20 protein-coding genes are annotated in these 18,249 nt (G+C 37.5%); 10 read left to right on the top strand and 10 right to left on the bottom strand.

Annotation, left to right across the window (positions count from 1 at the left end; translation table 11 throughout):
• The first annotated feature begins 29 nt into the window (after positions 1–29).
• On the top strand, positions 30–764 hold the full coding sequence (locus ABMA78_RS13425; protein WP_392860752.1) for a hypothetical protein: 735 nt from the start codon (positions 30–32) through the stop codon (positions 762–764).
• On the opposite strand, the gene ABMA78_RS13420 is transcribed toward ABMA78_RS13425, so the two are convergent.
• Positions 765–1,709, bottom strand: coding sequence for an NAD(P)H-dependent flavin oxidoreductase (locus ABMA78_RS13420; protein WP_392860751.1), 945 nt, complete (start codon positions 1,707–1,709; stop codon positions 765–767). It lies immediately after the preceding gene.
• Positions 1,699–2,451, bottom strand: a complete 753-nt coding sequence (gene mnmD, locus ABMA78_RS13415) for a tRNA (5-methylaminomethyl-2-thiouridine)(34)-methyltransferase MnmD (RefSeq protein ID WP_392860749.1) — start codon at positions 2,449–2,451, stop codon at positions 1,699–1,701. Before mnmD ends, ABMA78_RS13420 begins: the two co-directional genes overlap by 11 nt.
• Before the next feature lie 77 nt (positions 2,452–2,528).
• On the opposite strand from mnmD, the gene ABMA78_RS13410 reads away from it, so the two are divergent.
• Positions 2,529–3,242, top strand: a complete 714-nt coding sequence (locus ABMA78_RS13410) for a hypothetical protein (RefSeq protein WP_392860748.1) — start codon at positions 2,529–2,531, stop codon at positions 3,240–3,242.
• Between the two features lie 29 nt (positions 3,243–3,271).
• Here ABMA78_RS13410 and ABMA78_RS13405 read toward each other — a convergent pair whose 3' ends face one another.
• Positions 3,272–5,032 (bottom strand): acyl-CoA dehydrogenase family protein, encoded by a 1,761-nt coding sequence (locus tag ABMA78_RS13405; RefSeq protein WP_392860746.1) that lies wholly within the window; start codon positions 5,030–5,032, stop codon positions 3,272–3,274.
• Positions 5,033–5,092: 60 nt separating this feature from the next.
• Between ABMA78_RS13405 and ABMA78_RS13400 the strand changes: the two genes are divergently transcribed.
• Positions 5,093–5,698: a tRNA-uridine aminocarboxypropyltransferase gene (locus ABMA78_RS13400; RefSeq protein WP_392860745.1), complete on the top strand. Its 606-nt coding sequence runs from the start codon at positions 5,093–5,095 to the stop codon at positions 5,696–5,698.
• A 7-nt stretch (positions 5,699–5,705) separates the two neighbouring features.
• Here ABMA78_RS13400 and ABMA78_RS13395 read toward each other — a convergent pair whose 3' ends face one another.
• From ABMA78_RS13395 to ABMA78_RS13385, 3 genes are all read right to left on the bottom strand, one after another.
• Positions 5,706–6,140 carry a DNA starvation/stationary phase protection protein gene (locus tag ABMA78_RS13395; protein ID WP_392860744.1) on the bottom strand — a complete coding sequence of 145 codons (435 nt, stop codon included), beginning with the start codon at positions 6,138–6,140 and terminating at the stop codon, positions 5,706–5,708.
• A gap of 102 nt (positions 6,141–6,242) precedes the next feature.
• Positions 6,243–6,875, bottom strand: a complete 633-nt coding sequence (locus ABMA78_RS13390) for a hemolysin III family protein (protein WP_392860742.1) — start codon at positions 6,873–6,875, stop codon at positions 6,243–6,245.
• A 76-nt stretch (positions 6,876–6,951) separates the two neighbouring features.
• Positions 6,952–7,776 (bottom strand): hypothetical protein, encoded by an 825-nt coding sequence (locus ABMA78_RS13385; RefSeq protein ID WP_392860741.1) that lies wholly within the window; start codon positions 7,774–7,776, stop codon positions 6,952–6,954.
• Between the two features lie 93 nt (positions 7,777–7,869).
• On the opposite strand from ABMA78_RS13385, the gene ABMA78_RS13380 reads away from it, so the two are divergent.
• Positions 7,870–8,346 carry a GreA/GreB family elongation factor gene (locus ABMA78_RS13380; RefSeq protein WP_392860740.1) on the top strand — a complete coding sequence of 159 codons (477 nt, stop codon included), beginning with the start codon at positions 7,870–7,872 and terminating at the stop codon, positions 8,344–8,346.
• A gap of 12 nt (positions 8,347–8,358) precedes the next feature.
• Here ABMA78_RS13380 and ABMA78_RS13375 read toward each other — a convergent pair whose 3' ends face one another.
• Positions 8,359–9,087 carry an SOS response-associated peptidase family protein gene (locus ABMA78_RS13375; RefSeq protein WP_392860739.1) on the bottom strand — a complete coding sequence of 243 codons (729 nt, stop codon included), beginning with the start codon at positions 9,085–9,087 and terminating at the stop codon, positions 8,359–8,361.
• 70 nt (positions 9,088–9,157) lie between these two features.
• Here ABMA78_RS13375 and ABMA78_RS13370 point away from each other — a divergent pair, with 70 nt between their 5' ends.
• On the top strand, positions 9,158–9,433 hold the full coding sequence (locus ABMA78_RS13370; protein ID WP_392860737.1) for an acylphosphatase: 276 nt from the start codon (positions 9,158–9,160) through the stop codon (positions 9,431–9,433).
• Here the strand turns inward: ABMA78_RS13370 and ABMA78_RS13365 are convergent.
• Positions 9,430–9,732 carry a metal-sensitive transcriptional regulator gene (locus ABMA78_RS13365; protein WP_392860735.1) on the bottom strand — a complete coding sequence of 101 codons (303 nt, stop codon included), beginning with the start codon at positions 9,730–9,732 and terminating at the stop codon, positions 9,430–9,432. The two genes, ABMA78_RS13370 and ABMA78_RS13365, sit on opposite strands and share 4 nt — an antisense overlap.
• A gap of 173 nt (positions 9,733–9,905) precedes the next feature.
• Here ABMA78_RS13365 and ABMA78_RS13360 point away from each other — a divergent pair, with 173 nt between their 5' ends.
• Positions 9,906–11,576 (top strand): S8 family serine peptidase, encoded by a 1,671-nt coding sequence (locus tag ABMA78_RS13360; protein WP_392860733.1) that lies wholly within the window; start codon positions 9,906–9,908, stop codon positions 11,574–11,576.
• On the opposite strand, the gene ABMA78_RS13355 is transcribed toward ABMA78_RS13360, so the two are convergent.
• Positions 11,569–13,869, bottom strand: a complete 2,301-nt coding sequence (locus ABMA78_RS13355) for a hypothetical protein (RefSeq protein ID WP_392860731.1) — start codon at positions 13,867–13,869, stop codon at positions 11,569–11,571. The two genes, ABMA78_RS13360 and ABMA78_RS13355, sit on opposite strands and share 8 nt — an antisense overlap.
• Entirely contained in the window at positions 13,869–14,342 is a 474-nt protein-coding gene (locus tag ABMA78_RS13350; RefSeq protein WP_392860729.1) for a hypothetical protein, read from the bottom strand. Before ABMA78_RS13350 ends, ABMA78_RS13355 begins: the two co-directional genes overlap by 1 nt.
• Before the next feature lie 95 nt (positions 14,343–14,437).
• Here ABMA78_RS13350 and ABMA78_RS13345 point away from each other — a divergent pair, with 95 nt between their 5' ends.
• The 4 genes from ABMA78_RS13345 (at position 14,438) to ABMA78_RS13330 (ending at position 18,158) form a co-directional block, all read left to right on the top strand.
• On the top strand, positions 14,438–15,793 hold the full coding sequence (locus tag ABMA78_RS13345) for a hypothetical protein (protein ID WP_392860728.1): 1,356 nt from the start codon (positions 14,438–14,440) through the stop codon (positions 15,791–15,793).
• A 171-nt stretch (positions 15,794–15,964) separates the two neighbouring features.
• The gene (locus ABMA78_RS13340; protein WP_392860727.1) at positions 15,965–16,411 is read left to right on the top strand and encodes a hypothetical protein; all 447 of its coding nucleotides are present in this window, start codon (positions 15,965–15,967) and stop codon (positions 16,409–16,411) included.
• A gap of 119 nt (positions 16,412–16,530) precedes the next feature.
• Positions 16,531–17,511, top strand: a complete 981-nt coding sequence (locus ABMA78_RS13335) for a PHB depolymerase family esterase (protein WP_392860726.1) — start codon at positions 16,531–16,533, stop codon at positions 17,509–17,511.
• A gap of 44 nt (positions 17,512–17,555) precedes the next feature.
• Positions 17,556–18,158 carry a hypothetical protein gene (locus ABMA78_RS13330; RefSeq protein WP_392860725.1) on the top strand — a complete coding sequence of 201 codons (603 nt, stop codon included), beginning with the start codon at positions 17,556–17,558 and terminating at the stop codon, positions 18,156–18,158.
• The last annotated feature ends 91 nt before the right edge of the window (positions 18,159–18,249 follow it).

The following is an 18,249-nucleotide window of genomic DNA, read 5'->3' as shown; positions in this document are numbered from 1 at the left end:
CATAAATGAAAAAAATAAATAATATATTAATGTTAAAGATTTTGGTTTGTTTCATCTTTACTACTCAGGCCAATGCGATAGGTTTATTACTCTATGGGATCATTGAGAAAATGAGATCAACTCCACCTATACATGTACTATTAAATCAGGATCTAAGTGATACGCTTAGAGGAGTTGATAAAAATGGTGATGGGATTAGAGACGATGTGTTTGATTATGTAATGGCAAATTTAAAGAATGATAATGAGGAGGAGAGGAAGATAGCTTCTTTGTATTTGAGAAACTTTGAAAGAATATTTGAATTAGAGAATATGTATCATACTCAGGTTGAGCGTGAAATTCAGCTCTATAATAATTTAAGGTTTTGTATTTATGATAATCTTAAGTTTGATGATTATTATTTAAAACGAAAGTTGTATGCGCTCTACTTTAATACTCCACAAAGAAGAAATTATTATAATAATTTCTTTTCTAGTCTTAGAGATAAGTTTAAAAGTCCTCAGTATGATCGTTTTAAATTTACTGCATATTTTAAATATTGCTCTGGTTTTAAAGGAGTTGACTTATTCCCATACCAATTCGAGTTGTATCGTGAATACTTCGATAATGATCTAACCAAGGCAAAGCGTTTTACGCAATTAACTTACTCAGAGCTTATGGATGCTCGTATAGAAGTAGAAGATTTTCAATATATGAAAATCTTCTATAAAGAATTAGATCGTCGTTATAGGGCCGGCCAATTTCAAGATTATAAAGGTTGGTAATTAATTAAAAACCGATGATAGTTTTAACATAACCTCGTCCACACTTGGTAGATCATGAATGGCACCCGAGGCCTGGCCTACTTCTAATTCGCCTTCGTCTATATCACCATCAAGCATACCAAGCTTGGCGCGTCCTTTTCCTAAATGTTCTACTAGCTTTTCAACTGGTGCACATTCGAGTTCGAGTTTAAGTGATTCCATGGCAAATTTATTTTTTAAAAGTCTCACTGGAACATAGGGCTTCATTTGAAGGCGAGTATCTCCTGGCCCAGCTTTTAAGATCATTTCTTTATAATTTTGGTGGGCGCTACTTTCTTTGGTCATAAGAAAGCGTGTTCCAAGTTGGACACCGCTTGCTCCAAGGCATAGGCCTGCGGCAATTGTACGCTCATCAAAGATTCCACCTGCTGCAATGACAGGGATCTTAACTGTATCGCAAACTTGTGGGATAAGGCACATTGTTGTGATTTCATCTCGACCATTATGGCCACCGGCCTCAAAACCTTCTGCGACTATGGCATCAACACCTGCGTCTTCACATTTCTTGGCAAGGGCAGGACTTGAGGTAACATGGACAACTGTGCATCCTTGGTCTTTTAAAAACTTTGTATATTTCTTAGGTGAGCCTGCTGAAGTAAAAAAGATTTTTATTCCTTCATCAAGGCAAGTTTGGATTTGTTCTTCAGCAAGACGATACAGAAGAGGAACGTTAACTCCTATATGCTTACCTTCATCTAAAAGTGATTTAGCTTTTCTTAAATGCTCCCTTAAAAGATCCGGCTTCATTGAACCGGCCCCTATAAGGCCTAGGCCTCCAGCATTGCTTACTGCAGCTGCTAGTTTTGAACCAGAAACCCAAACCATCCCACCTTGAATGATAGGGAACTTAATATTAAAGAGCTTACAAATTATATTTTCTTGTGTGTTAAAAGTATTAAAGTTCATTTAAATCCTTATCTGAAAAAGGGGGAGTCTTAGAGCGCGAAAGTTCGGCCTCTAATTTCTCATCTTTGTACTGGCCGTTAGTGTAAGCACGAGTGGCCGTTCTCTTATTAGCAAAACCTTTCATATTGGTAACGTGAAAGCCTGCTTCTAACATGGCCTTTCTAATTTTGACTGAAGCACTATATGTTGTCATTACTGAATTATTATCACATATACTACGCAGATTCCTGAACCATTCTTTAGTCCATAAAGAAGGATTTTTAGTAGGCGAAAACGCGTCTTGATAAATACAGTCGACCTTAATATCTTCTAGGATAAGTTTCTTTATAGTTTCTCTGGCATCACCAATGAGTATTTCAACTTCAAATTTATCACTTAAATCGAATGAAATTCTATCGTTGTCGACTTGATTATTAGAGAATTTATTTTGCTTGCAAACCCATTGAACTAATTCTGGGTCGATCTCTGTTGAGATGAATTTGATTTTATGTTGACAGTTTTTTGTCTCATTGAATGTTGCCAGAATTCCTAGGCCTACCCCAAGTCCAATTTCTAGGATGACTATAGGCGAGCTATTTGCTCGGTCTATTGTTTCACAGCCGTATACGTAGTTATGGAGAGTTTCCTTGTAAGCTCCGGCCGTTGAATGACAATTCTCATCGTAGAGGCCACTGTGTAGTGTAAGATGGCCATCTGCGGTTTCTACAGCTTGGTATTCGCCTAATTTTGTTTTGAATTTCATAGGTAAAATTTAACATTTGAGCTATTTCACGGCCATGGAAATTTAAGTTTACTTAAGTGTATCCGAGAAGAATATTGATGAATAAGGTTTTAAAATCAAAATTCTTTCATATTTTTATGGCCATCACCGCTTCACTTGTGATGTCTTCATGTGGTGAATACGGTGGTGGTCCTGCACCTATTTCAAGTGCTCGTGTTGGAAGTATTATTGAAGTTCAGCCATCTCTTGATGAACTTTCTCTCTCTAATGCTCGTTCGGCCTGTTCTCGCTTAAGAGCGATGAGAATGAATTTAGCAAGTACTGATGATATAAGCTCGATTAAGTTTGACGTTCGTTTCGGTTCTTGTAATGGAAATCCCGATGTGATGTCGGCCAGAGCAACTGTTGATTCTGTATTTAATAATCAAATTACCTTATCGGTTACGACATTATCTCAATATGATATTCCTGGAAAGCTTCTTGAAGAATCTGTGAACACAGATGAAAACGGTATCATGCAACAATTTTGTCAGGCATTCTTTAATAATGGTGACCCTAACCAAGTTTACTCAAATTTTCTCGGCCTAGGAGTTGTCTATGCTTTCCCAAATTCAAATACAATTGTTAGAAGCGTCGTTACTAAGAATACTACTAACGAAACGATTTTGTCACAAAAGAAAACCTATACTGTCGAAGCAAACTCAGCTGCGACTAGAAACGCGATGATTGAAAAGATTGAATACGAAACACAATGCTCTAATGGCAATGTGAAATATGATTATCAAAATATTGAAGAATATTCTCTAAAATAAAAAAAGGGCCTTGTTAGAGGCCCTTTAAATTATCTTATATCCCAGTCATTATAAATTGCAGTAAGTCTTGGCATGACAAGCCTTAGGTAACGTGAGAATAAATCATAGCGTTCCTTATCGATTGATGCATGATTTGCAAGAACACGTAAGGTTTCAAGATATGATAATCCTTGGCAGATTGTTTCTGCATGAATCATAAGCTTATCAACATTTTCTTCATTCATCCATGCCTTTGGATTAGCAAGATCAGAAAGACTGTCAGGCTTAAGACATTTAATAATTAACTTCACTAGACTTTTCTTAAAAGTGTACTGAGTTGAAGTTAGCTCTTTTTGTTCTTTGCTCTCTGCACTTACCCAATTGAATGCAGGGTGCTTAATAAAGAGGTTTTTAAAGTACTTGTCAGGATTTTTAGCGATATACTTAATCATATCCTTTAGTGCCATAAGGGCCTGGATCTGACTTGTTCCTTCGTATAGTAATGGCCCAAATGAATCGCGGTGATAGCGGCTCATTGGATACTCTTCCATAAATCCATATCCACCAAGAACTTGAATGGCCTTAGTTGATAGGTATGTATAAGCTTCACAAGAATAGTATTTTACAAGTGGTGTACGCTTTCTTGTCCAGATAGAAGCGTTCTTAAATTGTGCTTCTTCTTCACTAGAAAGTTCACCAGTCATTTTCTTTTTAAGGTCTAATTTTTGAAAAATATCATACGAAGAAATTGTATCAACAAGAAGTGCTCTTAGGGCATCTCTTTCTGTTTCAAAGTCTTCAAGATTTCTCTTCATCAGTGGAAGCTCTGAAATTGGCTTATCAAATTGCATTCGCTCATCTGCATACTTTCTTGCATAACCAATACAGCCTTCGATTCCACCCAGGGCCTGCATTCCTACAGCAATACGTGCCTCATTCATTAGGTGAAGCATGTACTTGAATCCTTGGCCTTCTTCGCCAATTAGGCGAGCAATTGAGTTTTCATAAACAACTTCGCAAGTAAAAGAGCCGTGCATTCCCATTTTATGTTCGTTCTTTGCAACGATAAAGTTTGGCCCTTCAATACCTTCTTCATCTTGTTCACAAAGGAAAAGTGAAAGTCCAGGAAGACCTTCAGGGGCCCCTTTTATACGTGCTAGAACAAATCCAACACCGCCACCACCGTTTGTGATGAAGATTTTTGATCCATTAAGTTTGTATGTTCCATCTCCAACAGGTGTTGCTGAAGTTTTAATCATTCCAAGGTCAGAACCACAACCTGGCTCTGTTAAATTCATTGAACCTGAAAGTTCCCCTGAGATAATCTTTGGAACAATTCTTTGTGCTGTTTCATGATCACAAAAACGATGAACCATATCTGCAATCGAACTAAAGAAGGCCAGTTGTGTACATTGTGAGTTACAGGCACGAGATAGTTGCTCTAGTAAAACCATAAGTGCCACCGCAGGTAGTCCCATTCCACCAAAGTCAGTAGGAAGACTTACACCAAATGCTCCTAGCTCTTTTGCTTCTTTGTAAAAAGCACTAAGCTCTGGCCCTGGAATCGTTCGTCCATCTTTTACTTCACCGGCGCCATTTTGATCAATAGCTTCAGCTCTTCCATAAACTGCGTCGGCCGCCCAACTCCCTGTTTGAGTTAGAAGCTCTTCCATAAAGCCTAGGATTTCTTCTTCATTATTAAAGCCATCTTCAGTAGGGAAGTTTGGATAGTACATTGGAATGATCGTTTTCCAATCAATCGCGTTTCTAAGCATCCACTTCCATTCACTTTCATCACTAAAATAATTCATTTTTTACCTTTCCTTTATTTTAAAATCGAATAAATGCACTAATTATGATAAATCAAACCTATGTCAAAGTCACGTCGAGATACAAGAGATTCCCGTTGTCCAAATTGTCGCATCAATACTCATTGGTGCTTTTGCGACGTTTTAAAACCGTTCGCTAACCAAACTAAAGTGATTATACCGATGCACTTCACCGAGCGTTGGCTAACGAGTAATACGGCCTATTTCGCAACAAAAGTACTTAAGAATTGTGAAATTATGGAACGTGGTAACCTTGAAGCGCCTTTTGATGTTGATTCTTTTGACTTTGAAACATTTGATTATATCTATCTTTTCCCAACTGAAGACTCATTGCCTATAAATGAATATCGCTCGTCTGATAAAACGCCTTGCTTAGTTGTGCCGGATGGTTCTTGGTCGAAGGCAAAGAAATTCCATAAGCGTGAAGAGGTCTTGGCGAAAATGCCAAAGTATCACTTAATCGATGTTGGCCATAGTATTTACGAGCTAAGAAAGTCACCTGGAGAAAATTTTCTTTGTACTTATGAGGCCATTGCCCACGCATTGGCAGTACTTGATGGAGAACCTGTGAAGCATCATATGATTGACATCTTCAAGGTCATTGTTGAGCGTATAAAGAAAAGCCGAAAGGGAGACTTTCGGCTTTAATATATTTTTATTCTAGCATTGCTCTTAATTGCCAATTTTCTTTTTCTAGCCAAGCAACTTTCTCGTCAGCATAAGCAACTGTTGTTGCATCGTTCTCATCACTAGCTGTAGCGGATAACTCTTTGAAGGCTTCTAAGAAGTACTGGTTATCTTTTAAGATAAGCTCAAGTGCTTGAGTGCTTGTAAAAGATGACTCGTTAGTCTCTTTAATGCGACTAATTTCAAGTGCACTTGCCATCGTTAGAACTGGCTTTTGATGAAGTTGTAATTGTCTTTCTGCAAGATCATCAAAAACGATCGCAAACTCATTATATAAAGTTTCAGTTAATAGGTGAATCGGTTGAAACATCATCCCTGTAACATTCCAGTGAATATTGTGTAACTTCATGAAGTATACTTGGGCATCTGCTTGAATTAGTTTTAATTGATTAATTGTATTCATACGGTCTCCTTTATTTTCTAAAGTATAACAATAATAATTATACGAATCCAATAAAGAATGTATGTCAGCTCATAGTAAAAATCTATTGAAGATTAAGACAAATTAGACATATGCATACACTGCATAAAAGTGAGATGTCGTTCCTAGTAGAACGCAAACATGCCAGATAGCATGCCCTAAGTAGAGACTTTCACGTAAGTAAAATAGAACTCCGCTCATATAGCATGCCCCTCCGATGACAATCCACTTAAGACAGTCAAAGCTAAGACTTGCAATCATTTCAGTTCTGATGGCAATAACCATCCAACCCATGATGAGACATAGGACAACAGTAAGGACTTCTGAGCGATTAAAGGCAAAAACTTTGATCAGAATACCAATAAAGGCCAAGGCCCAAATATTGATCATCATCCACATGCCAGTTTCACCCTTAATGGCCAGCATGAGAAATGGTGTATATGAGCCAGCGATTAAAAGGTAAATTCCTATATGATCCATCTTACGAAAGATATTCTTAAGTTTTTTGTGGGCCGTCCCGTGATAGAGAGTGGACATTGTGTAGAGAAATGTAATGGAAAGTCCAAATACGGTGTAGGCGAATGTATGCAGTCCTGTTTTGGCCTTCATAATCATCATTATTGTTCCAACAACTCCAAGAATAATTCCGAGACTGTGAGTCGTTGAGTTGATGATTTCTTCGAATTTGGAATAGAGTTCGCCATTACGTTCGTGCATACTGAAATTATATCAGAAGTTAAGAAATTATATAGATACGGCAAAGTTTCTCTTAACTGGTTTTAGGCCCTAAATGTCAATGCACATGTGAAGTGGCTGATTTTGCAAACCAGCATGGCAAGCGCTTGTCGAGGTTTTTTATTGAGATGTCATCACCGCTATACTCTAGAAGTGCCCCATTTTTGATGATATCCATACGACATTGGAGAGTTGGGTAGCTATCAAGGGTTTTCTCCACAACTGTAGGGTCAGAATCTGAGATTCTTGTTTGCTTACTTGGGTCAGAGCTCATGTGTGCAATGGCCTTTGGAAAGTCTTGAGCAACTTGCATCGTCTCGAAACAAAGCTCTTGGTTGAAGCTGTCGGCCGTAAATTTTTCTCGACATAGTGAGGCCACAAATGGATCTAACTCAATTGGCGAGTCAAAATAATTAGGGTTGTTAATAACAAATTTCTTATAGCAACTGGCCGCCGCAAAGAAGTCTGATTGACCTTCTGTGCTCATCTGAGAAAAGTGCTTATTTTCCATACGTGGTGCCTTACCGAGCACGTGGCCAATTTCATGACAGGCCGTAAAGGCATAGGCCCTTTTAGTCATATTTGGCATACGTGCAAAACCACCCCAGAAGTTGATATTGTAGTGATCAGCGTCTTCATCATACAAGGCCCAGGCGCTAAAATATGGTGTTTGCCAATCCAATGTCTTAACTGAAATTCCACGCTTCTGCTTAATTGCTTCGTCTTGATATAGTCTTAGCGCTTCCACGACGACAAAGTAGAAGTCTTGCTCTTTTACTTCTGAGCCTAGCTCTTCATGGGCCAAAATCTGGTACTCATGAGGATTTCGCTCATTAGCAAATGTTGTCGTAAGTGTTAATAGCAAGGTGAGCAAGATTTTCATATGGCCAATTTATAGTACAAAAGGGGATTTTGAGGTATATTGTTGAAAATAATACAACCATTTCTTAAAGGTAATTTACCGAAATTATTTAATATGAATAAAGAAACTATAATCAGTACATTAATTGAAAATTTAGAAACAGAGTTAACTAAGGCCAAGGCCGCGTTTGAGACAACTCGAACAATGTCCCAAGAGCCAGATATGGCCCAAGAAGGAAAGTATGACACTCGCGCAATTGAGGCCGGCTATCTTGCTGGTGCTCAAAAAAAGCGTGTCGATGAATTAGAGATCGATATCAATATGATTAAAGAACTCTCTGAAGACCTTCCAAATGGTGATAAAATTGCTCTTGGATCACTTGTTGAGCTGAAATTCAATGAGCAAACTAGACACTACTTCATTACACCTACTGCTGGTGGAACGATGTTAAATCTTGATGGGAATCCACTTCTTGTAATCTCTGTCTTTTCGCCAATTGGAAATGAGGCACTCGGTATGGAAGTTGGTGATATCTTTGATGTGGAAACAGGTGATATTACTCGTGAGTATGAAGTCGTCTCAATTTCTTAATGACTTAAAAAATTAGGCCCATTCGTAATCATAATGTTCTTGATACGGATGGGTGAGAATCTCATATGCATCTTGTGTCTTGAGATTTTTTGGATTAAGCCAATCATCTAAAGATTCTTCTTTTAAAAAGATTGGGCAACGATCATGGCCCATGACTTCAATTTCTTTAGGTGGATCAGTCGTTATAATAGCGAATGATTTAAAACTTACTTGCTTGTCATTTGAAGTCCATTCATCCCATAGGCAGGGGGCAAGAATCAGCTTGCCATCTTCTGGATGAAATTTAATAAGTGTTTTTTTACCATTTCTTTCAACCCATTCATAGAAAGCATCGAATGCCACTACCGCGTGATTTCTCATAAATAAAGGGGACCATGTTTGTCGCTTTTCAAGTGAATCAAGCCTAGCATTGAAAACATTAAACTTCGTCGGAATCTCTTCTTGAGAGCCTCGTGGGCGCACTCTATAGCGCATTGGCGAGATCGTCCTTTCTTTGCCCTCTTGGGTAATGACATTAGTGAAGTAATTTGGAAAAATACGTCCTTCTTTATCTGCAGTTTTAAAGACATCGCTACTAGGCTTTCTCTTTAGGCCAAGAATTTTCTTCAGCTGTTGCGGGTCTATTGAGGCTTCGAATTCTTGTAACATGCGAAAGGATTCGTAAGCCTTCGTGTTTAAAGGAGTATTAAGCTTTTGTGAAAGCTCTTTTAAATTTGTTTGCGCTTGTATCGAAAAACACATGCTAATATCTTAACATATAATTTAACAAAAATTGCATCTTCACTTACTAAGAGCATGCTAGGATGATTTTATGATTAATAGAAGATACCGCGTCGAGGGCGTTGTTCAAGGTGTTTGGTTTCGTCGAAGTACTTATGAGTATGTTCTCAAACATACACCGACAATTACTGGTTACGTTAAAAATCTTAGGGATGGCAGTGTCGAAGTATTGGCCAGCGGTGAACTCGATGATATTACTAATCTAGAAGAATTTTTAAAGGTCGGCCCAGAGACGGCCAAGGTCACGAATGTGACAATTATTGAAGAGCTACCAGTCTCAAATTTTACAGAGTTTCAGATTGGTTAGTCCTTTCTGATAATTGTACAAAGCTGATCAATTTTTTCATCAATGAGTTTTGTGTCTTGTGATTGAATTGCTTTAGCCACACAACCCCTTAAGTGATTTTCCATGACAGAACTTTCAAATCCACGAAGGGCGCCGCGAATTGTTTTTGAGCGGTGAACGATATTGATACAATACTTACCATCTTCAACTAAGTTAATTAGTGATTCAAGCTGACCTTGAATTCTCTTTAGACGGTTTAAGTGTGAGCGATGATCTGCTCCTGGAGTATTGATAAATTTCTCTAGATCGATTTCATTCATGGCGCCATACTAGCGAAGGGGCCATAATTCGTCCATATAAAGTGATCAGAAATATAGGGGATGGGGTATTCTTAAGACATTTAACTCATTGAAATTATATAGTCTTAAGAGCTTTTCATGTAATCTATTCAAGTTTTAACTGCGGTGCGTCTGTGTGTGGTAAAAACCGTGGCATGAAATATAACACAACAGTAAGAACTCTTATTTTATCTCAACTCACTTTTATGGCAACAATGGCAGCTCCATGTCCCACAAATAAAGTCGTAACAGATGGGAATTGGCAAACCACTTATCAGTGTAAAGACAATAAGCTTTCTGCTTCTTTTGAAACTTATTTGAAAACAGGAGCAAAAACAGGTGCCAGCACTTATGACCAACAAGGCAGAATTCTAACAAGTGACTCTTGGAGCACCGATGGTATTTACACATACCATGCCGAGTATAGCTATTTAGAAAATGGACAGCGTTTAAAGAGCGTTTTTGTCATTGATGATAACGGTGTTATTACAGATAAAGTAAAGGAGAAGGCCCTTGTTGAAGGTGACCTTGATGATCCAACGATTTTAAAACAATGGGTCATCTCGCAAAGCTCATACAGGCAAATTGGTATTAAACACTATCGTTATGACGACACAAATGATGACGACTTCGATTTCTTTGCGCCAAAACCATATCGAATCGACGTTCTTACTCCTAACGGAGAGGTCTCAAAATATTATGAGGTCGTTTATAATATGAAAGCACCTCTGGCCAATCTTGTGATCGAATTTAAGGCCTTCACTCCTGATGGCAAGTTAATTGGCCAGTATAATGAAGAAGCTCCATTTAGTGTTAGTGAGCAGCTTAAAAAATTTAATCTAACTGATAAAGAATATCAACGAAGACTAAGTGTCTTTGAGGATAAGACTCGTGAGCCTGTCGTTATCATTGATACAGGCTTTGATATTATGCACCCTTCATTAACACATAAATTATATAATTCACCATTTGATATTGCGGGTGATGGTATTGATAATGATGGCAATGGGAGAGTTGATGATTCTTGGGGATGGCAAAGACAAGACGATGCTGGCTTAAGCCTTTTAAGAGACGATAATAATATTCGTGAAACTCACTCTCTTATTCATACACCTTATCCTGTTTCTCACGGAACTCACGTTGCGGCCTTGGCACTTAAGGATTTGGATAAGTATGGACTAGTTGGCTTTGCAGGAGACGTCGCGATTTCAGATCACCTTGAAAAGGCCGCTGAATACATTAAAGAAAAGAAAGTGAAATTTGTTAACATGAGTTTTGCTATTGGCTTTCCAGGGGCCCCAATGTCGGCACCTCGTGAATCCTTTTATTATCTAGAAAATACCTTTGTTGAGAATCCTGAAACGGTCTTTGTCGTTGCTGCAGGAAACGCTCGTGGTAATCTTGATCTCGACTTAAAGGGCAATGATAATTATCCGGCAAGTTATGATTACGCCAATATGATCAAGGTCGGGGCCTTAAATACAGCAACTCTTGAAAAAGATAAGATGGATACTTATAGGCCAGCTAGCTTTTCAAAATTTGGAAATAAGAAAGTTCAAATCTTTGCCCCTGGACAAGGTGTAGTCTCTGCACAGTCTGGTGGTGGAACGATTCCTCTAAATGGAACATCGATGGCGGCTCCTTTTATAACAAACGTATTACTTAAAGGTCATAAACTTAATCCAGAATTAGCACCTTTAAAGCTAAAGGAGCTTCTTCTTGCAACGGCCTATATCCCAAAGAGTGGTAGGCTTCCTTGTGAAAGTGGTGGAATTGTTAATCCTGAAGCCTTTTATAAGGCCGTACTTGAAACTAAGTCTAATTAGCACGACCTTTTGAAGCTTGTGAGAGCTGGCGTGACAGCTCTCTAATTTCTTCTAAGCTTTGATTTGAATAATCAGTATTCTTAATGGCCTCTTTCAAGGCCTTGGCCTTTGGCTCGATTGATTTAATTAAGCTTCTTCTCTCATTATTCTTTGCAACAACTTCTCTTAAGACAGTCTTTAGCTCACTTGCGATGGCATTCATGTCATTCGTTTGTGCTGCTTGATCTGCATTTCTGATGAAATTTCTTAGCACGTCTTTTGATCGTCCTGAGGCCATTGGCACTGAGTGCTCGATGTCACCATCTCTAAGAGAAATTGAGAAATAGTTGTTATTATCTCTGACAATCCTAACAAAACTGTCGCTTCCAACATTAATTCGATATGAGCCCTGTTCTCGAATTGGTTTACTCAATTGAGAAGGAAGAATTCTCGACATCAAGTTTAAATTTAGAGAATCATTTTGGACTTTAAATCCTCTTGAAATATTAATGATCGTGTCGGCCTTTGCTGAAACCTTCGCTAGGGTAAGACCAATTTGAGGATCCTTTTTTATTTTGCGAGTAACACTGTGAATATCCTGTGCATGATTATAAACTTCTTCCATTGAAAAGTAGTTTGTATAAGTTTTCCCATCATGAAGTTTTCCATCTGGTTTTAAGTGTTGGACACGTAGATCATAAGCAGATTCTTTCCCAATTGAGCGATTATACTCGAATTTAGCATGTCTGAACTCGTGTGGAACAGTATTAGCATATCCTCCGTCCACAAGTTCTCTTAAGTTGGAGAAGTTGAATGAAACGGCCCTTGTTGCACGATTTGAAGACCCTTGTGCTGGCTTTAGATCATCAGGGTAGAAAATAATCTTCTGTCTAAAGTCGTCATTTCTAAAACGATTTAGTCTAAGGACTGCTGGGTTATTTTGATCAGCTGCAAAGCGATTAAATTGTAGGGCCTTTTTCTTTATAACTTCGTCTGTGCCTTTTTTAACGGCCTGTCTCTCGATAACACGAACTGAGAACCCTTGATCGTTCAATTCCTTTGCAAGTCGAATGACATTATCATCGGAAGAATTAATCATTGTTGCTTCAATCGCTGCGGATGCTTTATTTTGTGAAAGATTATTTTTTTCATTCAAACGTAGTAAGTTTGCAAAACCTGTACTCGAGACAAATGTAGCATTATCTGTTGCGATTAGGGTTGTATTTCTTTGATACATTTCTTGCGGAGAGATAACGATTTGGTTTCTTCCACTTTGTTTCATATAGGCAAGTAGCTCTTTGGCCGCTTGAGAGTTTGAAGATGCTAAATCACTTTCAGTTAGAAGTATTCGCTTTGACTTCTTTCCATCAATCTCAATCATATGGACACTATGTGGAAGATCGACTTTCTTGACGACTTGTAATAGCGCATCCACTTGTGCATTTGCAATATCTGTAATTTGTTCAGGCTTTTCAAATGCTCTTCTTGCTAAAGAGAGGTCCAGTCTGGCCAAGAAGCTTGATTCTTCCGAATAAGGCCCCTTCGTGTCAACAACATCTTCATCAATATCTCTTTTCTCATGTATATCCGCTTCTAGCTCATTTTTTGCAAAGTCTTTACGGGTATAGTGCTTAACACCTTTTCCTGTCTTTAGAAGAAACTTTGCAACCTTTGCAATCACAACTGTAGGTGGAATCACATAAGAGCCTGCGAATTGACAGATCGCCTTGGTCCTCGCTGCAGGAGAAAGGCATGCATAGTTTGCTTGGGACGAATAATAAGCATCTTGAAGCATATTAAATATGATTGTCCCCATTGTTTTTGAAAAGTGTTTTGCGGCATTAATATAGTGCATAGGACCTAGGCCATCAGTTTCACTGAGTGAACGAGACCATTCCATTGCAAGCATATGCTTTGCACTTTGGAGTGTATTTAGAAGTTCTTCGTTCTTTTCTCCGCGGTACTCATCATCAATAATATAATCGATGACAGAGCCTATGAATTTCATGAATTCAACAGCTGAACCCCAAAGACCTTTTAGGCATGAAATAAAGTCAACGGCAATATTACTTTCAACAATCAGCTTAGGGTCACATCTTCTTTTATCAATTGCTTCAACATCATCACAGGCAGGTGAGTTAACAACAATCTCACAAAGCTTTTGAGAGTTTGAATCATCTAGAATATCAAAATTTCCAATTTCAAGACACTGCGTATGAGCAACACTTAGGTCCAGTTCATAATTACTCATTGGAACAAATGCATGGACTGACATGCTTAATATAACGACAAGGACTGTGCATAGTCTTCTCATTATCTTTGCTCCGTAACAAATTGAAATTTAGAATTTAAATCTTTTATGTCTGTTTTAGTGAGTTTCTTTTCTGAGCTTAACATTGTGATGACAGTGCGGTCTTTGTAAAGACGATGAATTTCTGCAAGATAGATTTTTTTAGCTCTTGAATTTTGATAGCTTCCAAGCTTGTAGAGCTGAATATAATCTTTCTTTTTTGTGAACTCTAAAGAGTCTGTTTGAAAATTCGAGAAGTCACTATACTTGAGTACTTTATTTCGTTGGGCTAAGTATTTTCTTATTTTTTCTTTAGTGTATTTTTCAATTTTATTATTTGCTTTTTTATCTTCGACGCTAAGTCTCTTGTGTGAGTTTTTCCATACCTGAATATTATCAAAACTAAAATCGTGAACCCACTTTAAATTCTGATTATTACTGGCGTAAGCAAGATGGCCAAAAAGTAAAAACATTGTCAGTAAAATCGCTCTTCTCATACTATATATTATCGGTTGGTTAATTTAGTGCTTTACTTATTTTAGCTGCTTTTTCATCCGTAGACAGAGATTTTGACCAGAGTTATGCTATTTGCATGAGAAAAGTATTATCAAAGATCGATCATTCTCTTAGTAGTGTATATGGAACAGTCATACTGCTTGTTGTTTTTGTCATATATTTAGTCATAGGCTCAACTGTTGATTACTTCTATGGCCCAAAGATTGCGGACACTCTTGTTTTTAATGGACCTTTCTTTGCTTTTTTTCTTTCGGTAATTACTCTCTCATTGATTCTAGGTCTATTAAAAAGGCGGCCTTTTCGTAAGAAGCTCTTGGGAGTCTATCTCTTTCATGTGGGTTTAATTATTTTACTAGTCGCTACAATTTTCTCTTCTATTGTCTCTAAGAGTGGCCATATTAATTTAACAAGTGGATTAGAAACAAATACTATGGAACTGAATAAGAACCAGGCCCAAATTAGAAATCGACAAACTGGAGAGACCTTCTATGTTGATTTAAATTTTTCAATTAGACCTCAGGGATTAAATTTGGATTTTGGCCCAGTCTATCTCATTTCATACTTGCCGTTTAGCCGAAAGTATCATGCTAATTATGATAGTCGTGGTGAAAATAGTGTTAAGATTTTGAGACAATCTCGTTATCTTTCTAACACGAAAGCACAAACACTCTACCTTTCAACAAATCAGGAAGATTATAAAAGTAGGATAGTCGATGGTAATTTAGAGATTTTGCTCTTTAATCAATTAATGTTGAAGTGTCTTAATAAATTATCGACTGTTAATCCTGATTGTTCTGTTTTTCTTCGACGAAAATCAGTTGCTGAACTTAAGGCGGAATTTTGTGTGAGTAACAAATACTTAGTTAAGGAAGATGGTTTCTACTCTCTTGGCAATGGCTGTCGATTAGACCGGGTGAAATTAGAGCTAGTAGGAGATTCTTTTAAGTATCGCTTATTAGACTTTAGAAGGGACACTGCGCTTAAGTTAGAGTATCGCTATAGTAGTAATTATCAAAATAATAATTCAGATATTTTAAAATATTATGAGAAGGGAAATACGCAGAAAATTTATCAAATGAGGCTTGGAGAAAAGAGAGAGATTATTGATTATGATGGCCGCTTCTATGATCTAAAGTTTCAAAAAAAGCCCTTTAAACTTCCATTTGATATTCGTCTAAAAGGTATTGAAGATAAAAGTGTAGCGACTATTCTTATTAATGGGCACAAAGAAAGGGTAAAGTTAAATGATAAGCTTTATCGTGAGTCATGGTTGATTCATTTCGATTCTGTTTCAGGTCCAAGTAACCAAAACTCTCTCAATTTAAGTCTTCATTACGACCCTTTGCGTATCGTGAAGGTTATCGGATTTGCTATTTTTTGTTTTTCTCTTATTCTTATTGGTCTTAGTATTCTTTCTCGCAAATTTCGCTAAAATACCGAAATCTCCAACAAAATTCTCCAGATAATGTAAAGTTAAGACTTTTTTTATAATTTAACGTTTAACTTTACCTTTCTTAAACTGACCAGGTTGGGCGCATTAGCTATAAGTTTCATCAAGAAAAAAACATTATTTTTTAACAATTGAAAAACAGAGGGGAAACCTATGAAACATTTAGTTCTTATTTTATGTGCAGTATTTTCACTATCATCTTTTGCAAAGCTTCAATCTGCTAGTATCGAAATCGATCGTTATGACACAGAGGAACAAGCAAAGAAAGCATGTCTTGATGCAGAAGTTGAATATGATGAAATCAAGGATATCAAAGTTGAGGGAATTGACTTTGAATTCGTAACAAGAAAGAAAGGAAGCAGCTACTTATGCGAAATCAGAACAACTCTTGATAGCTACGAGCAAGTTCTTTCTAAGAAGCAAATTAAGCAAAAAATCACGAATAACTACGACAAGTCGTACACAGAGTGTATGAAAATGAGAAACAGAATCATCAACACAACTATTGGTTATGTATTTGGTGATGTGGATTTCTACAAGAAAGGTATGTTCGGCGGTGGAAAATACGTTTGTGAATTCAACTTTATTGTTGTCGAATAATCAAGAAATCTTAGGGGTTTGCTGATTGTTCCAGCATATATTGGGGGCTTTGTGAGGAGGCCCCCTTTAATTATTTCACAATCATTTAAATTCGATAGATTTTGTTCTATAAAGCAAAAATGAAAAAACTAACGATCATCTTTCTTGTCCTAATTTCAAATACTTTTGCACTTAACTTAAGTGATAAGGTAACGGTCTCAGGTATCTCCTCAGGGGGATTCTTTGCACATCAATTCCACATCGCAAATAGTAGTCTTGTGGAAGGAGCGGCGATTTTTGCAGCAGGTCCTTATTATTGTGCAAAGGGCTCAGTGGCCTTGGCAACTAATACCTGTATGAAAGGAAATGGAATCTGGGGAAGCGGTTATCAGTCTTATGTATTCGCTAGTGGCCTAGCAGTGATGGGACTTATCGATCCGACTGCAAATCTCAAAGACGATAGAGTTTTTATTTTTTCAGGGCAAAACGATGAAACAGTTGTTTCAAATGTGAGTGAAGAGCTTAGAGACCTGTACGCCTTCTTTGGTGTTAAGAAACTCGAGTATGAAGGAACATTAGCTGCTGGACATACATATCCTACTGAAAATAAGGGTGTAGAGTGTGAGGTATCGAAAGTACCTTATATTGGAAATTGCAATTATAATGGTGCGCTTAAGTCGTTAACATCACTCTACCCAGATAAGAAGCAAAGACGATTTACTTTCAAGGGAAAAACTGAAGAAGTCGATCAAACAAATTATTATTCAGCATTTGATGTAGGAGCATTTACGCCACTGCTACAAGACAAGGCCTACTTATATATACCTTCACGTTGTAAGGGCAATAGAAAGTGTGACCTTCATGTAGCTTTTCATGGATGTAAGCAAACAGTAGATCATATTGGTACGAGCTATATGGATGATACTGGCATTAAAGAAGCCGCTGATAAGCTTGATATTGTTGTTCTATTTCCACAAGCGAAGAAGTCTGTGATTCCTGGCCGTAATCCACATGGGTGCTGGGACTGGTGGGGACACTCAGGCGCTAATTATCACCTTAAGGATGGCCAGCAAATGCGAATCATTAAGGCCATGGTCTTAGATATTTTACAAAAATCTTAGTGCTTCATTGAAACAAGAGATTTTCATGGTAAATAAAGAGTGTTGTGAGAAATTATGCAAAGTTAATATTCATTTTAATATACAGCTCCTCTATATTTGCAGGTGAGGTTGTTGTTGATTTCTTCGAATATTCAACTTACTCAAATGACCATATTATTGATCATATATCTGAAGTGAGAGGGCAACTCGCAGCAACCACGAGAGGAAGTTTCTTCAATAAGAAATGCTTTAAAGAATATTACTCTAACTACCCAGACAAACCGACAACTGTTTCCTACCTTTTAAAAGAAAATATTGTCTTTCCAATAATTGGTAAGAAGCGAATCAGTCTTGGTGAGCTTAGAAAGACCTATAACGACGCAAAGAGTGAACTCTTGCTTAGACTTGGAAAGGAGTGTAAGACTAGTGATTACCTTCTTGTTCTTATAAAAGGTAAGACCAAAAAAGGTCACTCATTTAAATCAGACTTCTATATCGAATTTGATAAAGATAAGCTTACTCTTATTTCTGGTATTGAAAAATACGAACTTAGTGATTCTTCACCAAACGAATCAAGGCTAACACCTACGACTCTACTGAAAGGGGATTGGGATAGTGTTTGGCGTGAACTTGAATTCAAAGAAAGTGGCTACGAAACAAATTTCTAACTTGGCCCATACCTTGCATTTTATTACCCTGAATAAGTAATTTGTTAAAGAATTTAGCACTTTATAGGCAATAGAGCGTTCATTTTTTGAA

Source organism: Halobacteriovorax sp. RZ-2 (assembly GCF_043196685.1).
In the GTDB taxonomy this organism is placed as follows: Bacteria; Bdellovibrionota; Bacteriovoracia; order Bacteriovoracales; family Bacteriovoracaceae; genus Halobacteriovorax_A.
The sequence above is the reverse complement of the archived record's forward strand: the minus strand, read 5'-3'. Positions and strand labels throughout refer to the sequence as shown.